Source organism: Pseudomonas sp. AA-38 (genome assembly GCF_029457475.1).
Classification (GTDB): domain Bacteria; phylum Pseudomonadota; class Gammaproteobacteria; order Pseudomonadales; family Pseudomonadaceae; genus Aquipseudomonas.
On sequence record NZ_CP120359.1, the window covers coordinates 1,289,732 to 1,309,080 of the forward strand.

Below are 19,349 nucleotides of genomic sequence, written 5' to 3' on the forward strand. Positions count from 1 at the left end.
GCGCCCAATGCCCAGTCATCTCAAATCCGTACAGGTTCCCCATCATCAGGTCATCATCGTCGGCGGCGGGCAGGCCGGTCTATCGGCCAGCTACTACCTGCAGCAGCAAGGCATCGACCATCTGCTGCTGGAAAAGCACAGCCTCACCCATAGCTGGCGCACCCAGCGCTGGGATGCCTTCTGCCTGGTGACGCCGAACTGGCAGTGCGCGCTGCCGGGCTACCCCTATGCCGGGGACGACCCGCACGGGTTCATGAAGCGTGAGGAAATCATCGACTACCTCGACGGCTTCATTCGCAGCGTCGACGCTCCCGCCCGTGAGGGCGTCGTGGTACAGCGCGTCAGCCCGCGTCCGCAGGGCGGTTATGCGGTACAGACCAGTGCTGGCGAGTTCAGCGCCGATCAGGTCATCATCGCCTCTGGTGGTTATCACACGCCCATCATCCCGCGCCTGGCCGAGCGTTTGCCGGCGGATATCGTCCAGTTGCATTCCGAGCAGTACCGTAACCCGCAGGCACTGCCCGAAGGTAACGTACTGGTGGTGGGCTCGGGGCAATCCGGCGCGCAGATCGCCGAGGATCTGCACCTGGCCGGGCGCAAGGTCTACCTGGCGGTCGGTGATGCTCCGCGTTGCGCGCGCTTTTACCGTGGTCGCGACGTGGTCGACTGGCTGGCCGAGATGGGCTACTACGACATCGGGGTCGACCAGCATCCGCTACGCGAGGGCGTGCGCGACAATACCAACCACTACGTGACCGGCCGCGATGGCGGGCGCGACATCGACCTGCGCAGGTTCGCCCTGGAGGGCATGCAGTTGTACGGCCTGTTGCAGCGCCTCGATGGCGAGACCCTGAGCTTCAGCGACGATCTGCAAGCGAGGCTGGATGCCGCCGATGCGGTCTACAACCGGATCAACGCCAGCATCGATGCCTACATCGCCGAGAAGGGCATCGATGCACCGCCCGGTGAACCCTATGAACCGGTCTGGCGCCCGCAACAGGTGCCGACCGAGCTGCATCTGCGGCAGGCCGGCATCACCAGCGTCATCTGGTGCATCGGTTTCAGCCCGGATTTTTCCTGGGTCGATGCCGGGGTATTCAATGGCCGTGGGCATCCGGTGCATAACCGTGGCGTCACTGCGGTTTCCGGGCTGTATTTCCTCGGCTTGCCCTGGTTGCATACCTGGGGCTCGGGGCGTTTTTCCGGGGTTGCCCGCGACGCCGAATACCTGGTCAAGCGCATCGCCCAGCAGCGCAAGGCGATTGCCGGCTAGCAGCAGGTTCGATCTGTTACGGGGGGCTTGCCGGCACGCGCAGGAAGCGCTTGCGAAAGGCGGCCGGCGAGATCCCGACCCGTTGGCAGAACAGGCGGCGGAAGGAGTTGCTGTCCTCGTAGCCCACTCGGCTGGTGATCGTCTCGAAGCTCTGCCGGGTGGTTTCCAGCAGCTCCTTGGCCTTTTCCAGGCGCAAGGCCTGCAGATAGGCCAGCGGCGTGTGGCCGGTGGCCTCCTTGAAGCGGCGCTTGAAGTTGCGCACGCCGAAGCCGAAGCGTGCGGCCAGTTCGTCGATGCCGCAGGGCTCGGCGAAGTGCGCTTCCATCCAGTCCTGCACGCGCAGGATCGCCTCGTCGCCATGGCCTCGCGGCATCGACCAGCTTATGTAGACCGACTGCTCGCTACGCACGTTGTCGATCAGCAGGTAGCGGCTGCATTGCTGCGCCAGCTCGCGCGAGGCGAAGCGGCGGATCAGGTGCAGCAGCAGATCCATCGCCGCACTGGCGCCGGCGCTGGTGATCACCCGGCCGTCCTCGCAGAGGATGCGCCGTTCGTCCACACGAACCCTGTGGTAACGGCGCCGCAGCAGGTCGGCGAAGGCCCAGTGGGTGGTCGCCTCGATATCGTCGAGCAGGCCTGCCTCGGCGAGCATGAAGGTGGCGGTGCACATCGAGGCGACGACCGCACCTTGCTCATGTTGACGGCGCAGCCAGTCGCGATAGTGCCCGAAGGCAGGTAGTGCCTCGCGCAGGCTGAACAGAAAGCCGGGGATCAGCACCAGGTCGGTGTGCTCTATGGCATCCAGCGCCATGTCCACCGGCATGGCGCGGCCCTGTGCGCTGGTAACCGGCTGGCCATCCAGCGAGGCCAGGCTGAGGGTGAAGGGCGGGGCGGCCGGCAGGGCGAAGCGATTGGCCGCATCCAGCACTTCCAGGGCCAGGGCGGCACTGGCCAGCGAGCTGTGTTCGGCCAGAATCAGGGTGATGTGCATGAAGGCTCTCTTGCGTAAACCGCATGCTATTAGTCATTTCTGCACCTACTCTACTGCACAAGCCCTACTTAGAGTGCGGCACTCTCATTCAAACAGGTGTTTGTCGCATGAACCTATGGTTTCGCCTTCTGCTGATGTTGCTGCGCCGCCCCTGGCGCAGGCCGGTTCCAGGGCTCGCCACCACCGTGGTGCGCATGCGGGTCTGGCCGCTGGATCTGGACTTCAACCGGCACGTCACCAATGGCCGTTACTTCACCCTGGCCGATGTCGGGCGCATGGATTACGTGCTGCGCAGCGGCGCCTTTCGCGTGGCCCTGCGCCATCGCGCGCTGCCCATAGTCGGTGACGTATGGGGCAAGTTTCGCCGTGAGCTGAAGCTGTTCGAGCGTTTCGAGATTCACACGCGCATGCTGGGCTGGGACGACAAGTGGAGCTTCGTCGAGCACCGCTTCGTCAAGGATCAGCGGGTGATCGCCGTGGTGGTCATGCGCGGGCTGTTCCGTGGACCGAAGGGCAATGTCGCGCCTGCCGAGTTCGCTCGTGAGCTGGGCCTGGACGAACAGTCGCCACCCTTGCCGCAATGGCTGCAGCAATGGTCGAGCAGTTGCGACGGGCTGAGCCAGCAGCTACGGGAAACCGAGCGCCCATAAACGGCGGCGCTCAATCCGCCCCGTAGTTCATGATCGACAGCAGGCGGATCGGCACCTTCACCAGCTTTTCCGGGCCGTGCGGCACTTCGCCGTCGAAGGTCAGGCTGTCGCCGGCCTGCATCGGGTAGAGCTGGTTGCCGTGGCGGTACACCAGTTCCCCCTCCAGCAGGTGCAGGAACTCGGTGCCGGGATGGGCGAAGGTGGGGAACTCCTCGCTGGCGTCGTCCATGCTCACCATGTAGGCCTCGAAGCTCTTCTTCGGCCCACGGGTGTGGTTGAGCAGGTGATAGGTGTGGCCCTTGTCGGTGCCGCGACGCACCACTTCGAGGCCTTCGCCGCCCTTCACCAGCAGGGCGCCACCGCCTTGCTGGTCGTACTGGCTGAACAGCTTGGACATGGGCATGCCCAGCACGTCGCAAAGGCGGCTGAGAGTATCGAGGCTGGTGGACACCTGGGCATTCTCGATCTTGCTCAGCATGCCCTGGCTGATCCCGGCGATGCGCGCCACATCGGCGATTTTCAGTTCCTGGGCCTGGCGCTGGCGGCGAATCTGCATGCCCAGGTATTGCTCGAGCTTGAGGCGGGGAGGCGTTTCCGGCGTGGTCGTCATACAGGCTTATTTCTTCTATGAATAAAAAATTCGCACCAGGAATGTGCGGGCTGCCTTGCTTCGGTGCGTTTTTTGATCGCGACTTTCCTCGTATGAAAGCATTTTTCCTCGGCAGATAGAAGAAAGACGCGGGTTTCCGGTAGGTACGGTCCTGGCATATCCAGTTGGCAAGCTGCTTGCATTTCTTTTGGGGAAATTAAAATTCCCCAGCGGAATAATGGCGACGCCAGCGGAGGCCCAAACCATGTTGCCCAGTGAAACCCAGAAAATAATCGACCAGCACGGCATCAAGTACGTGCTGGCCCAGTTCGTCGATATCCACGGTGCGGCCAAGACCAAGTCGGTGCCGGTCGCGGGCCTTGAGGCGGTGGCCGAGGAGGGCGCCGGCTTCGCCGGGTTCGCCATCTGGGGCATGGGCATGGAGCCGCACGGCCCGGATTTCATGGCCCGTGGCGACCTCTCCACGTTGATGCCGGTGCCCTGGCAGCCGGGCTACGGTCGCGTTGTGTGCATCGGCCATGTCCATGGCCAGCCCTGGCCCTACGACACCCGCTACGTGTTGCAGCAGCAGGTGGCGCGCCTGAGCGAGCGTGGCTGGACGCTGAATACCGGGCTGGAGCCGGAATTCAGCCTGTTTCGCCGCGATGCCGCGGGCAAACTGTGCCCGGTGGATGCCAGCGACAAGCTGGAGAAGCCCTGTTATGACTACAAGGGCCTGTCGCGTTCGCGCGCCTTTCTGGAAAAACTCACCGAGTCGCTGCAGCCGGTGGGCTTCGATATCTACCAGATCGACCATGAGGACGCCTGCGGCCAGTTCGAGATCAACTACACCTACAGCGATGCCATGGAGTCGGCGGATCGTTTCACCTTCTTCCGCATGGCCGCCGGCGAGATCGCCAACGACCTGGGCATGATCTGCTCGTTCATGCCCAAGCCGGATCCGCGTCGCGCCGGCAACGGCATGCACTTTCACCTGTCGATTGGCAATGGCACCAGCAAGAACCTCTTCCATGACGCCAGCGACCCCAGCGGCATGGGCCTGTCCAAGCTGGCCTATCACTTCCTCGCCGGCCTGTTGGCCCATGGCCCGGCGCTGTGCGCCTTCGCCGCGCCGACGGTGAATTCCTACAAGCGCCTGGTCGTCGGTCGCTCGCTGTCCGGTGCGACCTGGGCGCCGGCCTTCATCGCCTACGGCGACAACAACCGCTCGGCGATGCTGCGCATCCCTTACGGGCGTATCGAGTTCCGCCTGCCGGACGCCGGCTGCAATCCCTACCTGGTCACCGCCGCGATCATCGCCGCCGGCCTCGACGGTATCGACCGCCAGCTCGAACCGGGTGCTCCCTGCAACGAGAATCTCTACAACCTGAGCCTGGACGAGATTGCCGCACGTGGCATCAAGACCCTGCCGCAGTCGCTCAAGGAAGCCTGTGACGCGCTGGAGGCCGACCCGCTGTTCCGTGAGGTGCTGGGCGCGGAGGTGGTCGACGAGTTCCTCAAGCTCAAGCGCATGGAATGGGTCGAGTACAGCCGCCACGTCTCCGATTGGGAGATCGAGCGTTACACCGAATTTTTCTGAAGCGCCAAGCCACAAGCTTCGAGCCGCAAGCGAAGCCTGGCACGGCGTCCGTATCAACTCGGTCAGCTTGCCGCTTGAGGCTTGCAGCTACCGAACGCAGTGAGGACTGCTCTTATGTGTGGAATCGTAGGTTTGTATCTGAAGAATCCGGCGCTGGAAAGCCAGCTCGGCGCACTCTTCGAGCCCATGTTGCTGGCCATGACCGACCGTGGCCCGGACAGCGCCGGCTTCGCCATCTACGGTGACGAGGTGAGCGACGGCTGGATCAAGCTGACCCTGCAAAGCACCAGCGCCGGCTATGACTTCAAGGCCCTGATGGGCGAGCTGGAGGGGCGTCTGGGCTGCTCGCTGGACTGGTTCCAGAACGCCAGCGCCGCCGTGCTCAAGACCAATGCTGACGAGGCGGACGTGCGCGCCGTGCTCGCCGAACTGGCACCGAGCGTGCGTGTGATGAGCGTCGGCCAGAGCATCGAGATCCTCAAGGGCATGGGCCTGCCCAAGGAAATCGCCGAGCGCTTCTCGCTGGCCAGGATGAAGGGCAGCCACATCATCGGCCACACCCGCATGGCCACCGAGAGCGCAGTGACCATGGAGGGCAGCCACCCGTTCTCCACCGGCCAGGACCTGTGCCTGGTGCACAACGGCTCGCTGTCCAACCACTTCCGTCTGCGCCAGGAACTGCGCCGCCACGGCATCGAGTTCGAGACCGAGAACGACACCGAGGTGGCCGCCGGCTACCTGACCTGGCGCCTGCGCCAGGGCGATTCGCTCAAGGAGGCGCTCGACCATTCGCTGGAGGATCTCGACGGCTTCTTCACCTTCGCCATCGGCACTCGTGATGGCTTCGCGGTGATCCGCGACCCCATCGCCTGCAAGCCGGCGATCCTCGCCGAGACCGACGACTACGTGGCCATGGCCTCCGAATACCAGGCGTTGTCGACCCTGCCGGGTATCGACAAGGCCAAGGTGTGGGAGCCGGAGCCGGCCACCATGTACATCTGGGAACGCAGCGCTTGAGTCGCTCCAGGCCTGCTGCGCACACCGATTGCTGCGTCAGATCCTCGCGATCCGCTCGCCGTACTACTCGTACTGTCTCGCGGCTCGCTGCGGTTCTTCCTTGCCCTCGGCGCGCTCGCGACGGCCTGAATTCGACTCTCTAATTTTGGGAGACACGCACATGAAAACCATCGACCTTTCCAGCGCCACCGTGCGCGACCTGAATCAGGCGCTGCATGAGCAGGCCAAGACCCTCACCGAGCGCGAGTGGGTGGTGAGCAACCCGGGCGGCAAGCACAACCTGGCCGTGGGCCTGAACGAAGCGCTGAGCGTGGAGATCGACGGCCACGCCGGCTACTACTGCGCCGGCATGAACCAGAAGGCCAGCGTCACCGTGCATGGCAACGTCGGTGTCGGCGTGGCCGAGAACATGATGAGCGGCATGGTGCGCATCAAGGGCAGCGCCTCGCAGTCGGCCGGCGCCACCGCCCATGGCGGCTTGCTGGTGATCGAGGGCGACGCTGGCGCGCGCTGTGGCATCTCGATGAAGGGTGTAGACATCGTGGTCGGCGGCAATATCGGCCATATGAGCTGCTTCATGGGCCAGGCCGGACGTTTGGTGGTGTGCGGCGATGCCGGCGATGCGCTGGGCGATTCGCTCTACGAGACGCGCATCTACGTCAAGGGCAGGGTCAAGTCGCTGGGTTCGGATTGCATCGAGAAGGAGATGCGCCCCGAGCACTTGGAAGAACTGGCCGAACTGCTCAACCGCGCCGGCTTCGACGAAGATCCGGCCAGCTTCAAGCGTTACGGCTCGGCCCGCCAGTTGTACAACTTCAAGGTGGACAACGCCTCGGCGTACTGATCCCGCAGCGTCCGGTGCGCGCAGCGCACCCTACCGATTACCGAGGCCCGTAGGGTGCGCTATGCGCACCATCGCCCGAAGAGGAATTTGCAATGAGCGAAAAAATCACCCCGGTGCTGCGCGAGTCCGCCACCTTCGACCGCCTGACCATCCAGGAAATCCAGCGTGCCGCCGAGACCGGCATCTATGACATCCGCGGCGGTGGCACCAAGCGCAAGCTGCCGCACTTCGATGACCTGCTGCTGCTCGGCGCCTCCATGTCGCGCTACCCGCTGGAAGGCTATCGGGAGAAATGTGGCACCGACGTGGTGCTCGGCACCCGCTTCGCCAAGAAGCCGATTCACCTGAAGATTCCGGTGACCATCGCCGGCATGAGCTTCGGCGCGCTGTCGGCCCAGGCCAAGGAAGCCCTCGGCCGTGGCGCCAGCATCGCCGGCACCAGCACCACCACCGGCGACGGCGGCATGACCCCGGAAGAACGCGGCCAGTCGCAGCATCTGGTCTACCAGTACCTGCCATCGCGCTACGGCATGAACCCGGACGACCTGCGCAAGGCCGATGCCATCGAGATCGTCCTCGGCCAGGGCGCCAAACCGGGCGGCGGCGGCATGCTGCTGGGCATGAAGGTCACCGAGCGTGTGGCCGGTATGCGCACCCTGCCGATCGGCGTCGACCAGCGCAGCGCCTGTCGCCATCCGGACTGGACTGGCCCGGACGACCTGGCGATCAAGATCGCCGAGCTGCGCGAGATCACCGACTGGGAAAAACCCATCTACGTGAAGATCGGCGCCAGTCGCCCGTACTACGACGTCAAGCTGGCGGTGAAGTCCGGTGCTGACGTGATCGTCCTCGACGGCATGCAGGGCGGTACTGCCGCGACCCAGGAAGTGTTCATCGAGCACGTCGGCATCCCCATTCTCTCGGCCATACCGCAGGCCGTGCAGGCCTTGCAGGAGATGGACATGCACCGCAAGGTGCAACTGATCGTCTCCGGCGGCATCCGCACCGGCGCTGACGTGGCCAAGGCCATGGCCATGGGCGCCGACGCGGTGGCCATCGGCACCGCTGCGCTGATTGCCCTCGGTGACAACCATCCGCGCCTTGACGAGGAGCTGAAGGCCATCGGCTCGGCCGCCGGCTACTACGACGACTGGCAGAACGGTCGCGACCCGGCCGGTATCACCACCCAGGGCCCGGAACTGTCCAAGCGTCTCGATCCGGTCGCCGCCGGTCGTCGCCTGGCCAACTACCTGCGCGTGCTGGTGCTGGAGGCGCAGACCATGGCGCGCGCCTGCGGCAAGTCGCACCTGCACAACCTTGATCCCGAGGATCTGGTGGCCCTCACCGTGGAGGCCGCCGCCATGGCCCGCGTGCCGCTGGCCGGCACCAACTGGGTACCGGGGCAACTGCAGTACTGAGCCGCTCAGCAAGATGAAAAAGGGCCGCAACGCTTGGCGTTGCGGCCCTTTTTCGTCAGTGCGTCAGTCAGCCGTGGCTGACCGTAGCGGCAAAGGTTCGCCGTCTGCTGGCCAATCGCTGCCATCGAGCGGCGGATCCATGCCGTTATGCGCACAGCTTGGGTCGCTCAGGCCTGTGCTGCGATGTTGCTCTTCTGGAACTTCATCAGAGCGTCGAGCGCGCGTTGCAGGCCGGCGATGCTGGTGGTTTCGTTACGCGAGCGTGCGCCTTCCATGCTCGCCTTGATGTGCTCGAAGACGTTCATTGGCACATCGCCGTTTTCCAGCGGTAGCCCGTCATAGTCGACCTTGAGCAAGGGCGACGAACCCATGAAACCCAGCAGCGAGGTGGTGTCGTCGAGCGTGAGGTCACCGCTGTGGATCAGGCCGTTCACCGTTTCGAGCAACTCGTTGCGTGACATATGGGTGAAGTCGTACTTCTTGCTCACATCGCTTTCGCCGGTTGTGGCGGAAGCCGACTTGCTAGCTGCGGCCTGCAACTTTTCCGCGAGGATGCTGGCGAACGAGCTCGACTGGCCGCCACTTCTGTTGGCGTGAGTTTGCGTACTTTGGCTACTGAAGAGGTTCGTGGCTCCAGTTTCGACTTTCATGTTGCCTCCTAGGCAGGTCGTGTCGGATCAACGCTGAGCAAATTCGGTGCCGTTCGTCTGGCTTGCTGGGCGATCACGCAAAATTCGCGGCAGGCACGGCACTGCAGTGGGGGATTCGACTCTATGGATGATTCCTTACCGCTTCGTCCAACTCCTGCCATGCGAGCGTCTTCAATTGGATAACAACCATCACGACCGGCGTAATGCCCTCTCTCTGGACTGGCTGAATTTCTTCCTCGCCGATGTGCGCGACGGCCTGGGGCCATACCTGGCGATTTACCTGCTGGCCGTGCACAACTGGGAGCCGGCCAGCATCGGTCTGGTGATGAGCCTGGCCGGTGTCAGCGCGCTGCTGATGCAGACTCCGGCCGGTGCCCTGGTCGACAGAACGAAGGCGAAAAGGGCAGTTGTGGCTGCCGCCGCGCTGGTGGTGACCGGCAGTTGCCTGCTGTTGCCTTGGCTGACCAGCTTCGGCTGGGTGGCCGTGACCCAGACCATCAGCGCCATCGCTGGTTCGGTGTTCGCCCCGGCCATCGCCGCGATTTCCCTGGGCATCACCGGGCCGCGTGCTTTCACCGGCCGCATCGGGCGCAACGAGAGCTTCAACCATGCCGGCAATGCCTTTGCCGCGCTGCTGGCCGGCGGTTTTGCCTATCTGTTCGGCCCGGTGGCGGTGTTCTATCTGATGGCGGTGATGACGGTCGGCAGCATCATCGCCGTCAGCCGAGTGTCGGCCAGCGCCATCGACCATGACGTTGCGCGTGGTTTCGTGCCGGCCTTGCCCCACGAGCAGGCCTCCGGCTGGCGCGTGCTACTGGGCAACCGGCCATTGCTGATATTCGCATTGTGCTGCGCGCTGTTTCACCTGGCCAACGCTGCCATGCTGCCGCTGGTCAGCCAGAAGCTGTCGGAGGTCAATATGCAGATGGCCACGCCGCTGACCTCCGCCTGCATCGTCGCGGCGCAACTGGTGATGGTGCCGATGGCCATGCTGGTGGGGCTCAAGGCTGATCGTTGGGGGCGCAAGCCGCTATTGCTGGCAGGCTTTCTGATCCTGCCGCTGCGCGGTGCGCTCTATACCCTGTCCGATGATCCCTACTGGCTGGTGGCCGTGCAGTTGCTCGACGGCATCGGCGCCGGCCTGTTCGGCGCGCTGTTGCCCATCGTGGTCAAGGATCTGACCCAGGGCACCGGGCGTTTCAACGTCAGCCTGGGCGCGCTGTCGACGGCGTTCGGCCTCGGCGCCGCGCTGAGTCCCGGCCTGGCCGGGTTGGTGGTGCAGGGCGCCGGCTACGATGCGGCGTTCCTGACCCTGGCCGGTATCGCCGCGCTGGCTTTCCTGCTGCTGTGGCTGGCCATGCCGGAAACCCGTGGGGCGAGAGCCATAGCCGACCAGGTGGAGCCCGCTGTGGTTCCAGGCGAGGCCCTCGGCTAGCCGAGCTGGCGGGCCATGATCAGAATGCGCTCGTCGCCTTCGAGCACTTCCCGTTGCAGCACGAAGCCAAGGTGCCGGTAGAAGCCCTGGGCGGTCAACGAGGCGGGCACGCGCAACTCGGTGATGCCTTGCGCGCGGGCGAGCCGTTCGAGCGCGGCCATTAGCGCTTGGCCGACGCCCTGGCCTTGCGCGCTCGGGGTGACGAAGACGGATCTGACCACATGCCCATCCAGGCTGGCGGTGCCGAGCAATTGCCGCGCCTGCTCGGCGACCAGCACCCGACGCGTAGCGATCAGTTGCGCGACGCGCTCGGCGGTGAAGTTCTTCTCCACCTGGGCGATCACGTGCGCGGCGTAATCCCTGGCGTTGCTGATGCGCAGGGTTTCGACTATCACCCGGCTGATTGCTGGAGCATCGTCTGGCTGTGCGGCGCGTATCTCGACGCTCATGGTCTGGCTCGATCCTGAAGGCGATGAATCGCAGAGGCTGCCGGCTCGTCGAGAGCCGGCAGCGAATGCCTGTCAGCCTACCTTGAAGCGCCCCACCAACTGCTGCTGATGATCGGCCAGGCTGGCCAGCTCGCGGCTGGTCACGGCGGTCTGTTCGGCGGCGGCGCTGACCTGGATGACCAGGTCGTTGATGTCGTTGACGTTGCGGTTGATCTCTTCCGACACCAGGCTCTGCTCCTCGGCGGCAGAGGCCACCTGGATGTTGCGGTCGCTGATGCTGGCGATGCCGTCGGCGATCTGCACCAGCAGTTCGCCGGCCTTGACCACGTTGCCGGCGCTGGCCTGCGCCTTGTCGAGGGTTTCCTGCATGGAGCTGGCAGCGCGATCCGAGCCACTCTGCAGGTTGCTGATCATCTGCTGGATGCTGACGGTGGAGTCCTGGGTCTTCTGCGCCAGTTGCCGTACTTCGTCGGCGACCACGGCAAAACCTCGGCCTTGTTCGCCGGCACGGGCCGCTTCGATGGCCGCGTTCAGGGCCAGCAGGTTGGTCTGTTCGGCAACGCCACGGATAACGTCGAGCACCGAGGAGATGGCATCGCTCTCTTTCTTCAGCTCGACGATGATCCGTGCGGTCTGCTCGGCCTGGGTCGACAGGGCCTGCACCAGGCGCACGGTGTTCTCGATCTCGCGCTTGCCCTGCAAGGTATCGTCGTTGACCTGGCGCGACATCTCGGCCGCTTCGGTGGTGCTGCGGGCCACGTCTCTGACCGTGGCGCTCATCTCGTTGATGGCGGTGGCCACCTGATCGGTGCCCTGGCGCTGCTGGGCCACGTTCTGGCTGGTCTGCAGGGCCGCAGTCGAGGACTCTTCGGCAGCGGTGGCCACCTGTGCGGCGGTACCGCCGATTTCCTGGATCACGTCCTTGATCTGCTGCGCCATGTTGTCGAGGTTATGGGCGATCACACCGAACTCGTCGCGGCCATCGTAATGGGTATGGGCAGTGAGGTCGCGTTTCGACAAGGCGACCAGGGTGTCGTTGAGGTCGCTGACGGCCGATCTGATATTGCGGATGATCAGGTAGGCCAGCAGCACCACTGCAGCCAGTACCCCGAGTATGGCGCCGACGGTCAGCCACAGGCTGCGTGCGGCTTCCTCATAGGCGTGCGTGGCGAGAGCGCCGACGCTCTGGCTCAGCGCGTTTTCCACCTGCACCATGAGGTCGATGCGCGCGGTGGAGAGCTTGAACCAGTCTGCTGGTTTGACGTTCAGCGCTTCACCCAGGGGCGTTTCCAGTGCCGTGCTGCGCATACCGATGGCGGCCTGCGCGTCGGGTTGCTGCAGGGTCTCGTCGAGCTGGCGCTTGAGCTCCGCTGCCGCCCTGCGCTGGAAAGCATCCTGATAGGCCATGAACTCGCCGATGTTGTGGCTCAGGCGTGAGAGCAGCTCGGCATCGATCTGGTTGCGGCTGTAGGCCAGTCCCAGCAAGGCGCGTTCGCGGCCGGCACGCTCCTTCATTTCCACGAACTGGTTGAGTGCGCCGAGGGCGCGCAGGATCTGCGGCTCGCTGACACTGGCCTCCAGCGACTGGGTGTAGCCGATCAGTGCTTTGATCAGCGCGGTATAGCGGGCGCCGGATTCGCTATTGTCGATCGACTGACCATCGACCTGCTGGCGCAAGGCACCGATCGCAGCGAGGTCTTTCATGACCTGTTCCAGGCCTTCGCTGGCATCTGCCGGTAGCCCTTGCATCTGCTTGGCTGCAGCATCGCTGTCGAGGCGAAACTGCTTCAGCGCGTCGGCCATGGCTGTCCCTTTGCTGCCCAGGAACACGCCGCTGGCACCGCGCTCGCGCTGCAGGGCGGTAACCACGTTGCTGATTTTCTGCGCGGTCTCGATGGCGAGCACGGTATGTTTCATCTCGCTCAGCGTCTGGTATTTGCCGGCGAGGTACACGGCAGAGAAGGCCAGGAAGCCGAACAAGGGAAATATGAGTATGAGCAGGAGTTTCACGCTCAACGGGGCATTCTTGACCATCTTCATGAACCTATCATCTGGATTGAGGTGTAGCGGGCGAGCGTAGGGCGACTAGCGCAGGCCAAGGGCTCGCGGCCATGCGGGGCGTGTGCGCCTTTGCCGGGGGAAGTGTTGCTGTGCTGGGTTGCATCTGCTTTCGACATGGGGTCATCGGTCGTCCTGACGTGCGCCTGGTTCAGGCGCCTCCCGAGGCGCGGGTGCGTTCTCGAGTCTCTCGTATGAACAGCTCATCGTGCGCTGAGCGGGTTTCTTTAGCGAAGCCTGCCCAGCGGTTTGGCAGACAACAATCGTGCAAAGGTCGAATGAGCCGGTCGCTCCAGGGCGAGGCATCCGTTCCGATTGCCGACATGCTCAAGGGAAAGCTTAGACAGAATCGCCCAGTGTGCCTTGACGAGGGGCAATGAAGCGTCGTTCTGCCGTAAATCTCAGGAGGCCTTCGGGCATCTGTGTCGCGCGCTGAACTCAGCCGACCTGAGCCTCCGCCGGTACCTGCACGCAGACACGGTTGCGCCCCTGTTGCTTGGCCCGGTAGAGCAAGTGGTCGCACTGTGCGAAGAGATCTTCAACCTGTTGTACATCAGGTGAGTGAGTGGGGCAGGCGCCGATGCTGATGGTCAGGTGCATCAGGGCGTCGGGGCGGTGTAGATGCTCGATGGCGAGGTTGGCCACCTGCTCGCGCAAGCGCTCGGCCAGGGCGAGGAGTTCCTCGGCATTGGCTATCTGCAGGAGGACGACGAACTCTTCGCCACCGTAGCGGAACACCTCGCCCTGGCCATGGCGCAGGCTGGCACTGATGCAGCCGGCGACCTGGCGCAGGCTCTGATCGCCGATCTGATGGCCATAGTGATCGTTGAAGGGCTTGAAGAAGTCGATGTCCAGCAACAGCAGGGAGAAGGGGCGACCGTTGCATTGCATCTGCTGCCAGTGCTGCGCCAGAGTGCGATCGAAGGCACGGCGGTTGCCTACGCCGGTCAGCGCATCGGTATTGGCCAGCTCCGCCAGGCGCAGGTTGAGCGAAGCCAGTTCGTCGCGCTGGCGCTGTTTTTCCTGATCTTCGAGAAAGGCTCGGCGCACGCCGTTGATGTTGGTCCAACTGATGAACAGGCTGAACAGCAGCACCGGCAGGTAGGCGATGCTGAACACCAGCACCGGCTTGCTCTGGCCGTCATGCAACAGCCACAGGTTATACAGAATGATCGCCGAGATGGCGCTTGAGCAGGCCAGGATGCCCCGGAAGCTGTAGCGTGCACCGAGGTTGGCGAGGATGATGAAGACCACCGAGGCGTAGACGAAGGTGGGCACGTCGGGTGAGCTGCTGCGCTTGAGCAGCTCGAACCAGGCGATGGTGGAGATGATGTCGTGGATCGGCATCAGCATGTCCATCAGCAGCACCTTGCGGATGCGCCAGAACACCAGATAGATGTTGAACAGGCCGATGAGACTCAGGCCGCTGCGCAGCAGCAGGGACTCCAGCGCCATGTCGGGAATCAGCAGGGCATCGGCGAAGACGTACAGGTCATAGGCGAACATGGCGATGAAATTGATCGCCAGCAGGAAGCGGCCATGCTGCTGGACGACGTAGCGCTCGTACGCTGTCCGCTGCCGGGGCGGTATCGCACGACCCGTTTGCCTGACGGACACGCTGCCTGGCTCGAAGGCGCTCATCGTGGCGGATTCCTGTTTTTCTTCATGACACGTTCTGGTGAAGGCAATTGTATTCCGATGCCGAAATGATGGCGTTTTGATGCTTTCTTGCAATGATGCGCCATTATTACGCCGCTACTCCCGCATGGCGAGGGGGCAGCATTTTTTACAGGTCTGAACCGCCGTTTTCGTTTCCTGCACCAAGACGGTGAGGCTTGTTGCTAGCGAATCTCCGAGTGAGTCAGTGTGCCTTGCTCAACCTTATGATTTTGTTTCACTTATTTTATTTGTAATTGGGTGTTTCCAATTGGCAAGAGGATTGCTATGCCTGTGGGGAAATAAAAATTCCTGTCAGGATATGTTGTCCGGCAGGGTCTCGCATGCCGATGCCGCGCGATAGGTCGCGCTGGACGGCTCCCTGATTGGAGGCTGTAGTCGATGATCCGTAGTCGTGTTGCGTTGGGGGTTATTCCGTTGTTGGGCAGTGCCGTCGCGCAGGCGGCCGAGACGCCCGTGATCAACAGTGGCGATACGGCGTTCGTGGCGCTCTGCTCGCTGGTGGTGTTGCTGATGACGCTGCCTGGCCTGGCGCTGTTCTATGGCGGCATGGCGCGTGGCAAGAACGTGCTGTCGATCCTCATGCAGGTGTTTTGCACCGCATCGCTGATGTCGGTGCTCTTCGCCATCTACGGCTACAGCCTGTGCTTCACCGACGGGGGGGCCTGGCAGTCGCTGATCGGTGGGCTGGACAAGCTGTTCCTCAAGGGCGTGGGCACCGACTCTGTGGTCGGCACCATTCCTGAATACCTGTACTTCCTGTTCATGCTGCTGTTCGCCGCGATCACCCCGGCGATCATCGTCGGCGCCTTCGCCGAGCGCATGAAGTTCTCGGCGGTGATGCTGTTCATGGCGCTCTGGCTGACGCTCAACTACATCCCCATGGCGCACATGGCCTGGGGCGGTGGCTGGGTGTTCAACCTCGGCGTGCAGGATTTTGCCGGTGGCAATGTGGTGCACCTGAACGTGGGTATCGCCTCGCTGGTCGGTGCCTGGCTGATTGGTCGGCGGCGTGACTACGGCACGTCGGCGGTGGCCCCGCACAACATGACCATGACCTTCATCGGCGGCGGCCTGCTGTGGGTCGGCTGGCTCGGCTTCTGCGCCGGTTGCGCCCTGGCGGCCAGTGGTTTCGCCATGCTGGTGATGGTCAACACCATGCTGGCTAGCTGCGCCGGGGCACTGGCCTGGATGCTGATCGAGGGCGTGCACCGTGGCAAACCGAGCCTGTTCGGTGCGGTGTCCGGGGCCATCGCCGGGCTGGTGGCGATCACCCCGGCCTGTGGCTACGTCGGCCCCATGGGCGCCATCGTGCTGGGTCTGATCGCTGCGCCGGTGTGCGTCTGGGCGGTGGAGAAGCTCAAGCCCGCCATGGGCCTGGACGATGCCTTCGACGTGTTCTGCGTGCATGGTGTGGCCGGTATCCTAGGTGGTCTGCTGACCCCGCTGTTCGCCCTGAGCGAATTGGGCGGGCAGGGTTTTACTGGCGAGCGTGGCCTGTTCGAGCAATTGCAGATCAATGCCGGTGTGCTGTTGTTCAGCATCCTCTTCTCGGCACTGACCAGCTGGGTGGCATTCAAGATCGCGGCGCTGTGCTGTGGCGGGCTGCGCGTGGATGAAGAGCAGGAGATCGACGGTCTGGATCTCGCCGCGCATGGCGAGGTGGGCTACAAGTACTCCAGTTGACCTTGCCCGGGGCTGTTGCCGTTTCGTGTGGCAACAGGCCCTGAAGAACGACGCCGGCGCATGGGGCCGGCGTTGTCGTTTCTGCGTGGCGCCTGTTGTGGCCACCTTTTCTTCACCCTTCAAGTCCCGTTTTCAAAAAACGTCCCCATGCGCCGCAGTGGCGCGCATTGCCCCGCCCTTGTGCAGCGTTCGCCAGCCTGCAGTGCGGCTGATCGGGTCTGCCCCAGCGCTGGCGCGGGGTGACGGAAATGGCACAGTCCATGCTTTCTTGTTGAGAACAAAAAGTTCTCCAAGGGAATTTTCTCTGGAGGCAAACCGACCATCGCCTTGCTCTCACCCGGGAGGATTTCCGATGACAGCATCCAGTACCGAAACCCTGTTCAGTACCCCACGTTATGCCAGCGAGGCGTCCAGGCAGCCGGCCAGCCGCCGGATCGTGGTGGCACAGCAGGCGAACCTGGCCGCCAGGTTGCTCGACCACCCGACACCGACGCTGCTGCTGTGCCTGGGCGAGACGCTGCCAGGCAGTGTCGAGCAGGAAAGTCTGCCCAGCAGCGAAGCGCTGTACCTGCGTTTGCAGATGCTGCTGGAGCAGGCCCAGGCTGGCACCCGGCTGTATGTCTGTGGCGATGAAAGCTTTCTCTGGCACATCCACAGCCTGGCGCGGCAGGCCGGCCTGCTCGGTGACGAGATCGAGCTGTTCAAGCGCGGCACACGGCGCCGCCTGTATTGCGTGCACTGCGGGCATTTCCAGGACATCGGCAACGAAGGCGAGTGCACCTGTGGCCAGTGCCGGGTCAGGCTGTTCGTGCGCGAACATTTCTCCCAGCGCCTTGGCGCCTACATGGGCGTGTGCCTCGACCCGGACACCCCCCTTGCGCCGGAGGTGCGGCCATGAACGCGATGATCGAGGTGCAGGTCACCGACGTGCGTCAACTGACCCCGGTGGTGCGCGAGTTCAGCTTCCGCGCTGTCGACGGCACGCTGCCGGGCTTTTCCTGCGGCAGCCACGTGCAGGTGATATTGCCCACCGGGGGGCGCACGCTGCGCAATGCCTATTCGCTGCTGGGCGACCCGCGCGACAGTGGTGTGTACCGCATCGCCGTGCGCCTGCAGGAGGCCTCGCGTGGCGGTTCGCGCTACCTGCACGAGCAGGTCAGGGTGGGCGATCGTCTGCAGATCGGCGCGCCAAGCAACCTGTTCGCCCTGCATTCGCAGGCCCGCCATCACATTCTGGTGGCCGGTGGCATCGGCATCACCCCCTTCATGGCCTATCTGGCTGAGCTCGAGGCGCAAGGCGCTTCGTTTGAACTGCACTACGCCTATCGCAGCGGCCTGACCGACGCCTACGCCAGCGAGCTGCGCGAGCGCCTGGGCGAGCGCTTCCATGGTTACGACGCCGCTACCGGCCAGCGCCTGGACTGCACCAGCCTGTTCGCAGGCAAGCCGCTTGGCAGTCACCTCTACGTCTGTGGGCCGCAGCGCCTGCTCGACGAGCTCAAGGTGCTGGCCGCCGCTCATGGCTGGTCGGCCGGGCGCCTGCACTGGGAAGCCTTCGCCGCGCCCGAGCCGGGCCAGCCATTCACCGTCGAGCTGGCGCGCAGTGGCCAGCGCCTGCAGGTGCCGGGCGACCACAGCCTGCTCGAAGCGCTGGAGGCGGCGGGAGTGGAGGTGCCCAACCTGTGCCGGGGCGGGGTGTGCGGGCAATGCACCACGCGCTACCTGAGCGGCGAGGTGGAGCACCGCGATCACTACCTGGACGAGCAACAGCGCGACGCAGCGCTGATGCCCTGTGTTTCCCGTGGCGGCTGCTCCGGCACGCTGCTGCTCGATCTCTAGGGGCAAATGCCCCAACGCTTGCTCATGGTGCGCATAGCGCACCCTACAGGAGAGAGTCATGCCCGTCGTGATGAAACCGCTGGAAACCTACCGGGACGATTTCACCTTCAGCAACAGCCCGCAGGCCATCGCCCGTTTTCCCTTCCCGTTTCCCGAGGACAGCTACATGTACTCGGTCAACCTCGAACCGGCCACGCCGCGCGAGCCGGGTTCGGTGTTCGAGCACTGGTTCGATATCGACGAGCACTACGTCTCGGAGATGGCCGAGCGTGCCTGCGTGCTGGAGAAGGACCCGCAGCGCTGCCTGGTGATGCCGCACATGGCCCAGGCCGCCTGGGACACCCTGGAAATGCTGATGGAGCACCTGGCCGCTGACTACCCCGAGCATTTCGCCCTGGAGCGAGACGGTGATCAGTGGCTGTGGATCAACCGCCCGCTGGGCATCGAGCAGCGTTTCACCTTTGGTGATGCCAGCACCCTGCCGTTCGAGCCACTGGAGTACATCACCCGCCAGGTGCAGGGCGACTTCGCCGTGCTCGACCAGCGCGACGGCGATCTGTTCATGGACGCCGGCATGGTCACCTGCCCGGCGGACTGGTCGATCAAGTTCGACGCCGGCATGAGCTTCAAGCAGTGGCACGCGCCGGTGCCGGGCGTGGCGCATCAGCTCGGCGTGTTCGACCGCGCGCTGAAGTACCTGCTGAACATCCCGGTTGGCCAGCCGGTGCGCCGCCTGAACTGGACCATGACCATCAACCCGCGCCTGGATACCTCCTCGGAAACCTTCCACCAATGGGGCCATGAGCGCGGCCTGGTGACGCCGGAGAACGTCGCCCGCCTGGTGCACCTGCGCGTCGAGCTGCAGTTCATGCCGCGCCTGCCACGCAGCAATGCGCTGCTGTTCGGCATCCGCACCTACCTGATCAGCCTCGAGGAACTGGCCAGCAACCCGGCCTGGGCCTGCCGCCTGCACCGCGTATTGCGCGACCTGCCGGACGAGATCGCCGACTACAAGGGCCTGACCCGCTACCGCCAGACCGTGGTGGACTGGCTGCGCCAGTTCGACCCCCAGGCCCACGCCGCCTGAGCGTCTCCGAGTTTCCTCTACCCAGCCCCTCTCCCACAGGTGGAAGAGGGGAGACAGAACCCTGCCTGCGCAGGCTCAACGACGAA

The 19,349-nt window shown here is 64.0% G+C and carries 17 protein-coding genes; 11 read left to right on the forward strand and 6 right to left on the reverse strand.

What is annotated here, in order from left to right:
• Positions 1-7 precede the first annotated feature (7 nt).
• Complete coding sequence (locus PVE35_RS05900; RefSeq protein WP_277374104.1) at positions 8-1,273, forward strand: MSMEG_0569 family flavin-dependent oxidoreductase; 1,266 nt, start codon at positions 8-10, stop codon at positions 1,271-1,273.
• A 16-nt stretch (positions 1,274-1,289) separates the two neighbouring features.
• Here PVE35_RS05900 and PVE35_RS05905 read toward each other — a convergent pair whose 3' ends face one another.
• Positions 1,290-2,264, reverse strand: coding sequence for a helix-turn-helix domain-containing protein (locus PVE35_RS05905; protein WP_277374105.1), 975 nt, complete (start codon positions 2,262-2,264; stop codon positions 1,290-1,292).
• 107 nt (positions 2,265-2,371) lie between these two features.
• Here PVE35_RS05905 and PVE35_RS05910 point away from each other — a divergent pair, with 107 nt between their 5' ends.
• Complete coding sequence (locus PVE35_RS05910) at positions 2,372-2,914, forward strand: thioesterase family protein (protein WP_268182003.1); 543 nt, start codon at positions 2,372-2,374, stop codon at positions 2,912-2,914.
• Between the two features lie 10 nt (positions 2,915-2,924).
• On the opposite strand, the gene PVE35_RS05915 is transcribed toward PVE35_RS05910, so the two are convergent.
• Complete coding sequence (locus PVE35_RS05915) at positions 2,925-3,524, reverse strand: helix-turn-helix domain-containing protein (RefSeq protein ID WP_096825832.1); 600 nt, start codon at positions 3,522-3,524, stop codon at positions 2,925-2,927.
• Positions 3,525-3,768: 244 nt separating this feature from the next.
• On the opposite strand from PVE35_RS05915, the gene glnT reads away from it, so the two are divergent.
• The 4 genes from glnT to PVE35_RS05935 all read left to right on the forward strand — a co-directional run bounded on the left by glnT (position 3,769) and on the right by PVE35_RS05935 (position 8,382).
• Positions 3,769-5,103 carry a type III glutamate--ammonia ligase gene (gene glnT / locus PVE35_RS05920; RefSeq protein ID WP_277374106.1) on the forward strand — a complete coding sequence of 445 codons (1,335 nt, stop codon included), beginning with the start codon at positions 3,769-3,771 and terminating at the stop codon, positions 5,101-5,103.
• A 114-nt stretch (positions 5,104-5,217) separates the two neighbouring features.
• A complete protein-coding gene (locus tag PVE35_RS05925) occupies positions 5,218-6,120 on the forward strand; it encodes a glutamine amidotransferase family protein (protein ID WP_268182010.1) in 903 nt (300 codons plus the stop codon).
• Positions 6,121-6,280: 160 nt separating this feature from the next.
• A complete protein-coding gene (locus PVE35_RS05930) occupies positions 6,281-6,964 on the forward strand; it encodes a protein glxC (RefSeq protein ID WP_277374107.1) in 684 nt (227 codons plus the stop codon).
• A 92-nt stretch (positions 6,965-7,056) separates the two neighbouring features.
• Positions 7,057-8,382: an FMN-binding glutamate synthase family protein gene (locus PVE35_RS05935; protein WP_277374108.1), complete on the forward strand. Its 1,326-nt coding sequence runs from the start codon at positions 7,057-7,059 to the stop codon at positions 8,380-8,382.
• A 167-nt stretch (positions 8,383-8,549) separates the two neighbouring features.
• On the opposite strand, the gene PVE35_RS05940 is transcribed toward PVE35_RS05935, so the two are convergent.
• Entirely contained in the window at positions 8,550-8,870 is a 321-nt protein-coding gene (locus PVE35_RS05940) for a hypothetical protein (protein ID WP_277374109.1), read from the reverse strand.
• A gap of 337 nt (positions 8,871-9,207) precedes the next feature.
• Here PVE35_RS05940 and PVE35_RS05945 point away from each other — a divergent pair, with 337 nt between their 5' ends.
• Positions 9,208-10,467 (forward strand): MFS transporter, encoded by a 1,260-nt coding sequence (locus PVE35_RS05945; RefSeq protein ID WP_268182017.1) that lies wholly within the window; start codon positions 9,208-9,210, stop codon positions 10,465-10,467.
• Here the strand turns inward: PVE35_RS05945 and PVE35_RS05950 are convergent.
• From PVE35_RS05950 to PVE35_RS05960, 3 genes are all read right to left on the reverse strand, one after another.
• On the reverse strand, positions 10,464-10,916 hold the full coding sequence (locus PVE35_RS05950) for a GNAT family N-acetyltransferase (protein WP_268182019.1): 453 nt from the start codon (positions 10,914-10,916) through the stop codon (positions 10,464-10,466). The genes PVE35_RS05945 and PVE35_RS05950 overlap by 4 nt on opposite strands.
• Positions 10,917-10,988: 72 nt before the next feature.
• Complete coding sequence (locus tag PVE35_RS05955) at positions 10,989-12,950, reverse strand: methyl-accepting chemotaxis protein (RefSeq protein ID WP_277374856.1); 1,962 nt, start codon at positions 12,948-12,950, stop codon at positions 10,989-10,991.
• Between the two features lie 462 nt (positions 12,951-13,412).
• A complete protein-coding gene (locus PVE35_RS05960; protein ID WP_268182021.1) occupies positions 13,413-14,615 on the reverse strand; it encodes a GGDEF domain-containing protein in 1,203 nt (400 codons plus the stop codon).
• Positions 14,616-15,032: 417 nt separating this feature from the next.
• Here PVE35_RS05960 and PVE35_RS05965 point away from each other — a divergent pair, with 417 nt between their 5' ends.
• The 4 genes from PVE35_RS05965 (at position 15,033) to PVE35_RS05980 (ending at position 19,263) form a co-directional block, all read left to right on the forward strand.
• On the forward strand, positions 15,033-16,337 hold the full coding sequence (locus PVE35_RS05965) for an ammonium transporter (RefSeq protein ID WP_277374110.1): 1,305 nt from the start codon (positions 15,033-15,035) through the stop codon (positions 16,335-16,337).
• Positions 16,338-16,689: 352 nt separating this feature from the next.
• Complete coding sequence (locus tag PVE35_RS05970; RefSeq protein ID WP_277374111.1) at positions 16,690-17,235, forward strand: dimethylamine monooxygenase subunit DmmA family protein; 546 nt, start codon at positions 16,690-16,692, stop codon at positions 17,233-17,235.
• Positions 17,232-18,176 carry a PDR/VanB family oxidoreductase gene (locus tag PVE35_RS05975; RefSeq protein ID WP_277374112.1) on the forward strand — a complete coding sequence of 315 codons (945 nt, stop codon included), beginning with the start codon at positions 17,232-17,234 and terminating at the stop codon, positions 18,174-18,176. The genes PVE35_RS05970 and PVE35_RS05975 overlap by 4 nt, the downstream gene beginning before the upstream one ends.
• A 58-nt stretch (positions 18,177-18,234) precedes the next feature.
• Positions 18,235-19,263 carry a DUF3445 domain-containing protein gene (locus PVE35_RS05980; protein ID WP_277374113.1) on the forward strand — a complete coding sequence of 343 codons (1,029 nt, stop codon included), beginning with the start codon at positions 18,235-18,237 and terminating at the stop codon, positions 19,261-19,263.
• The last annotated feature ends 86 nt before the right edge of the window (positions 19,264-19,349 follow it).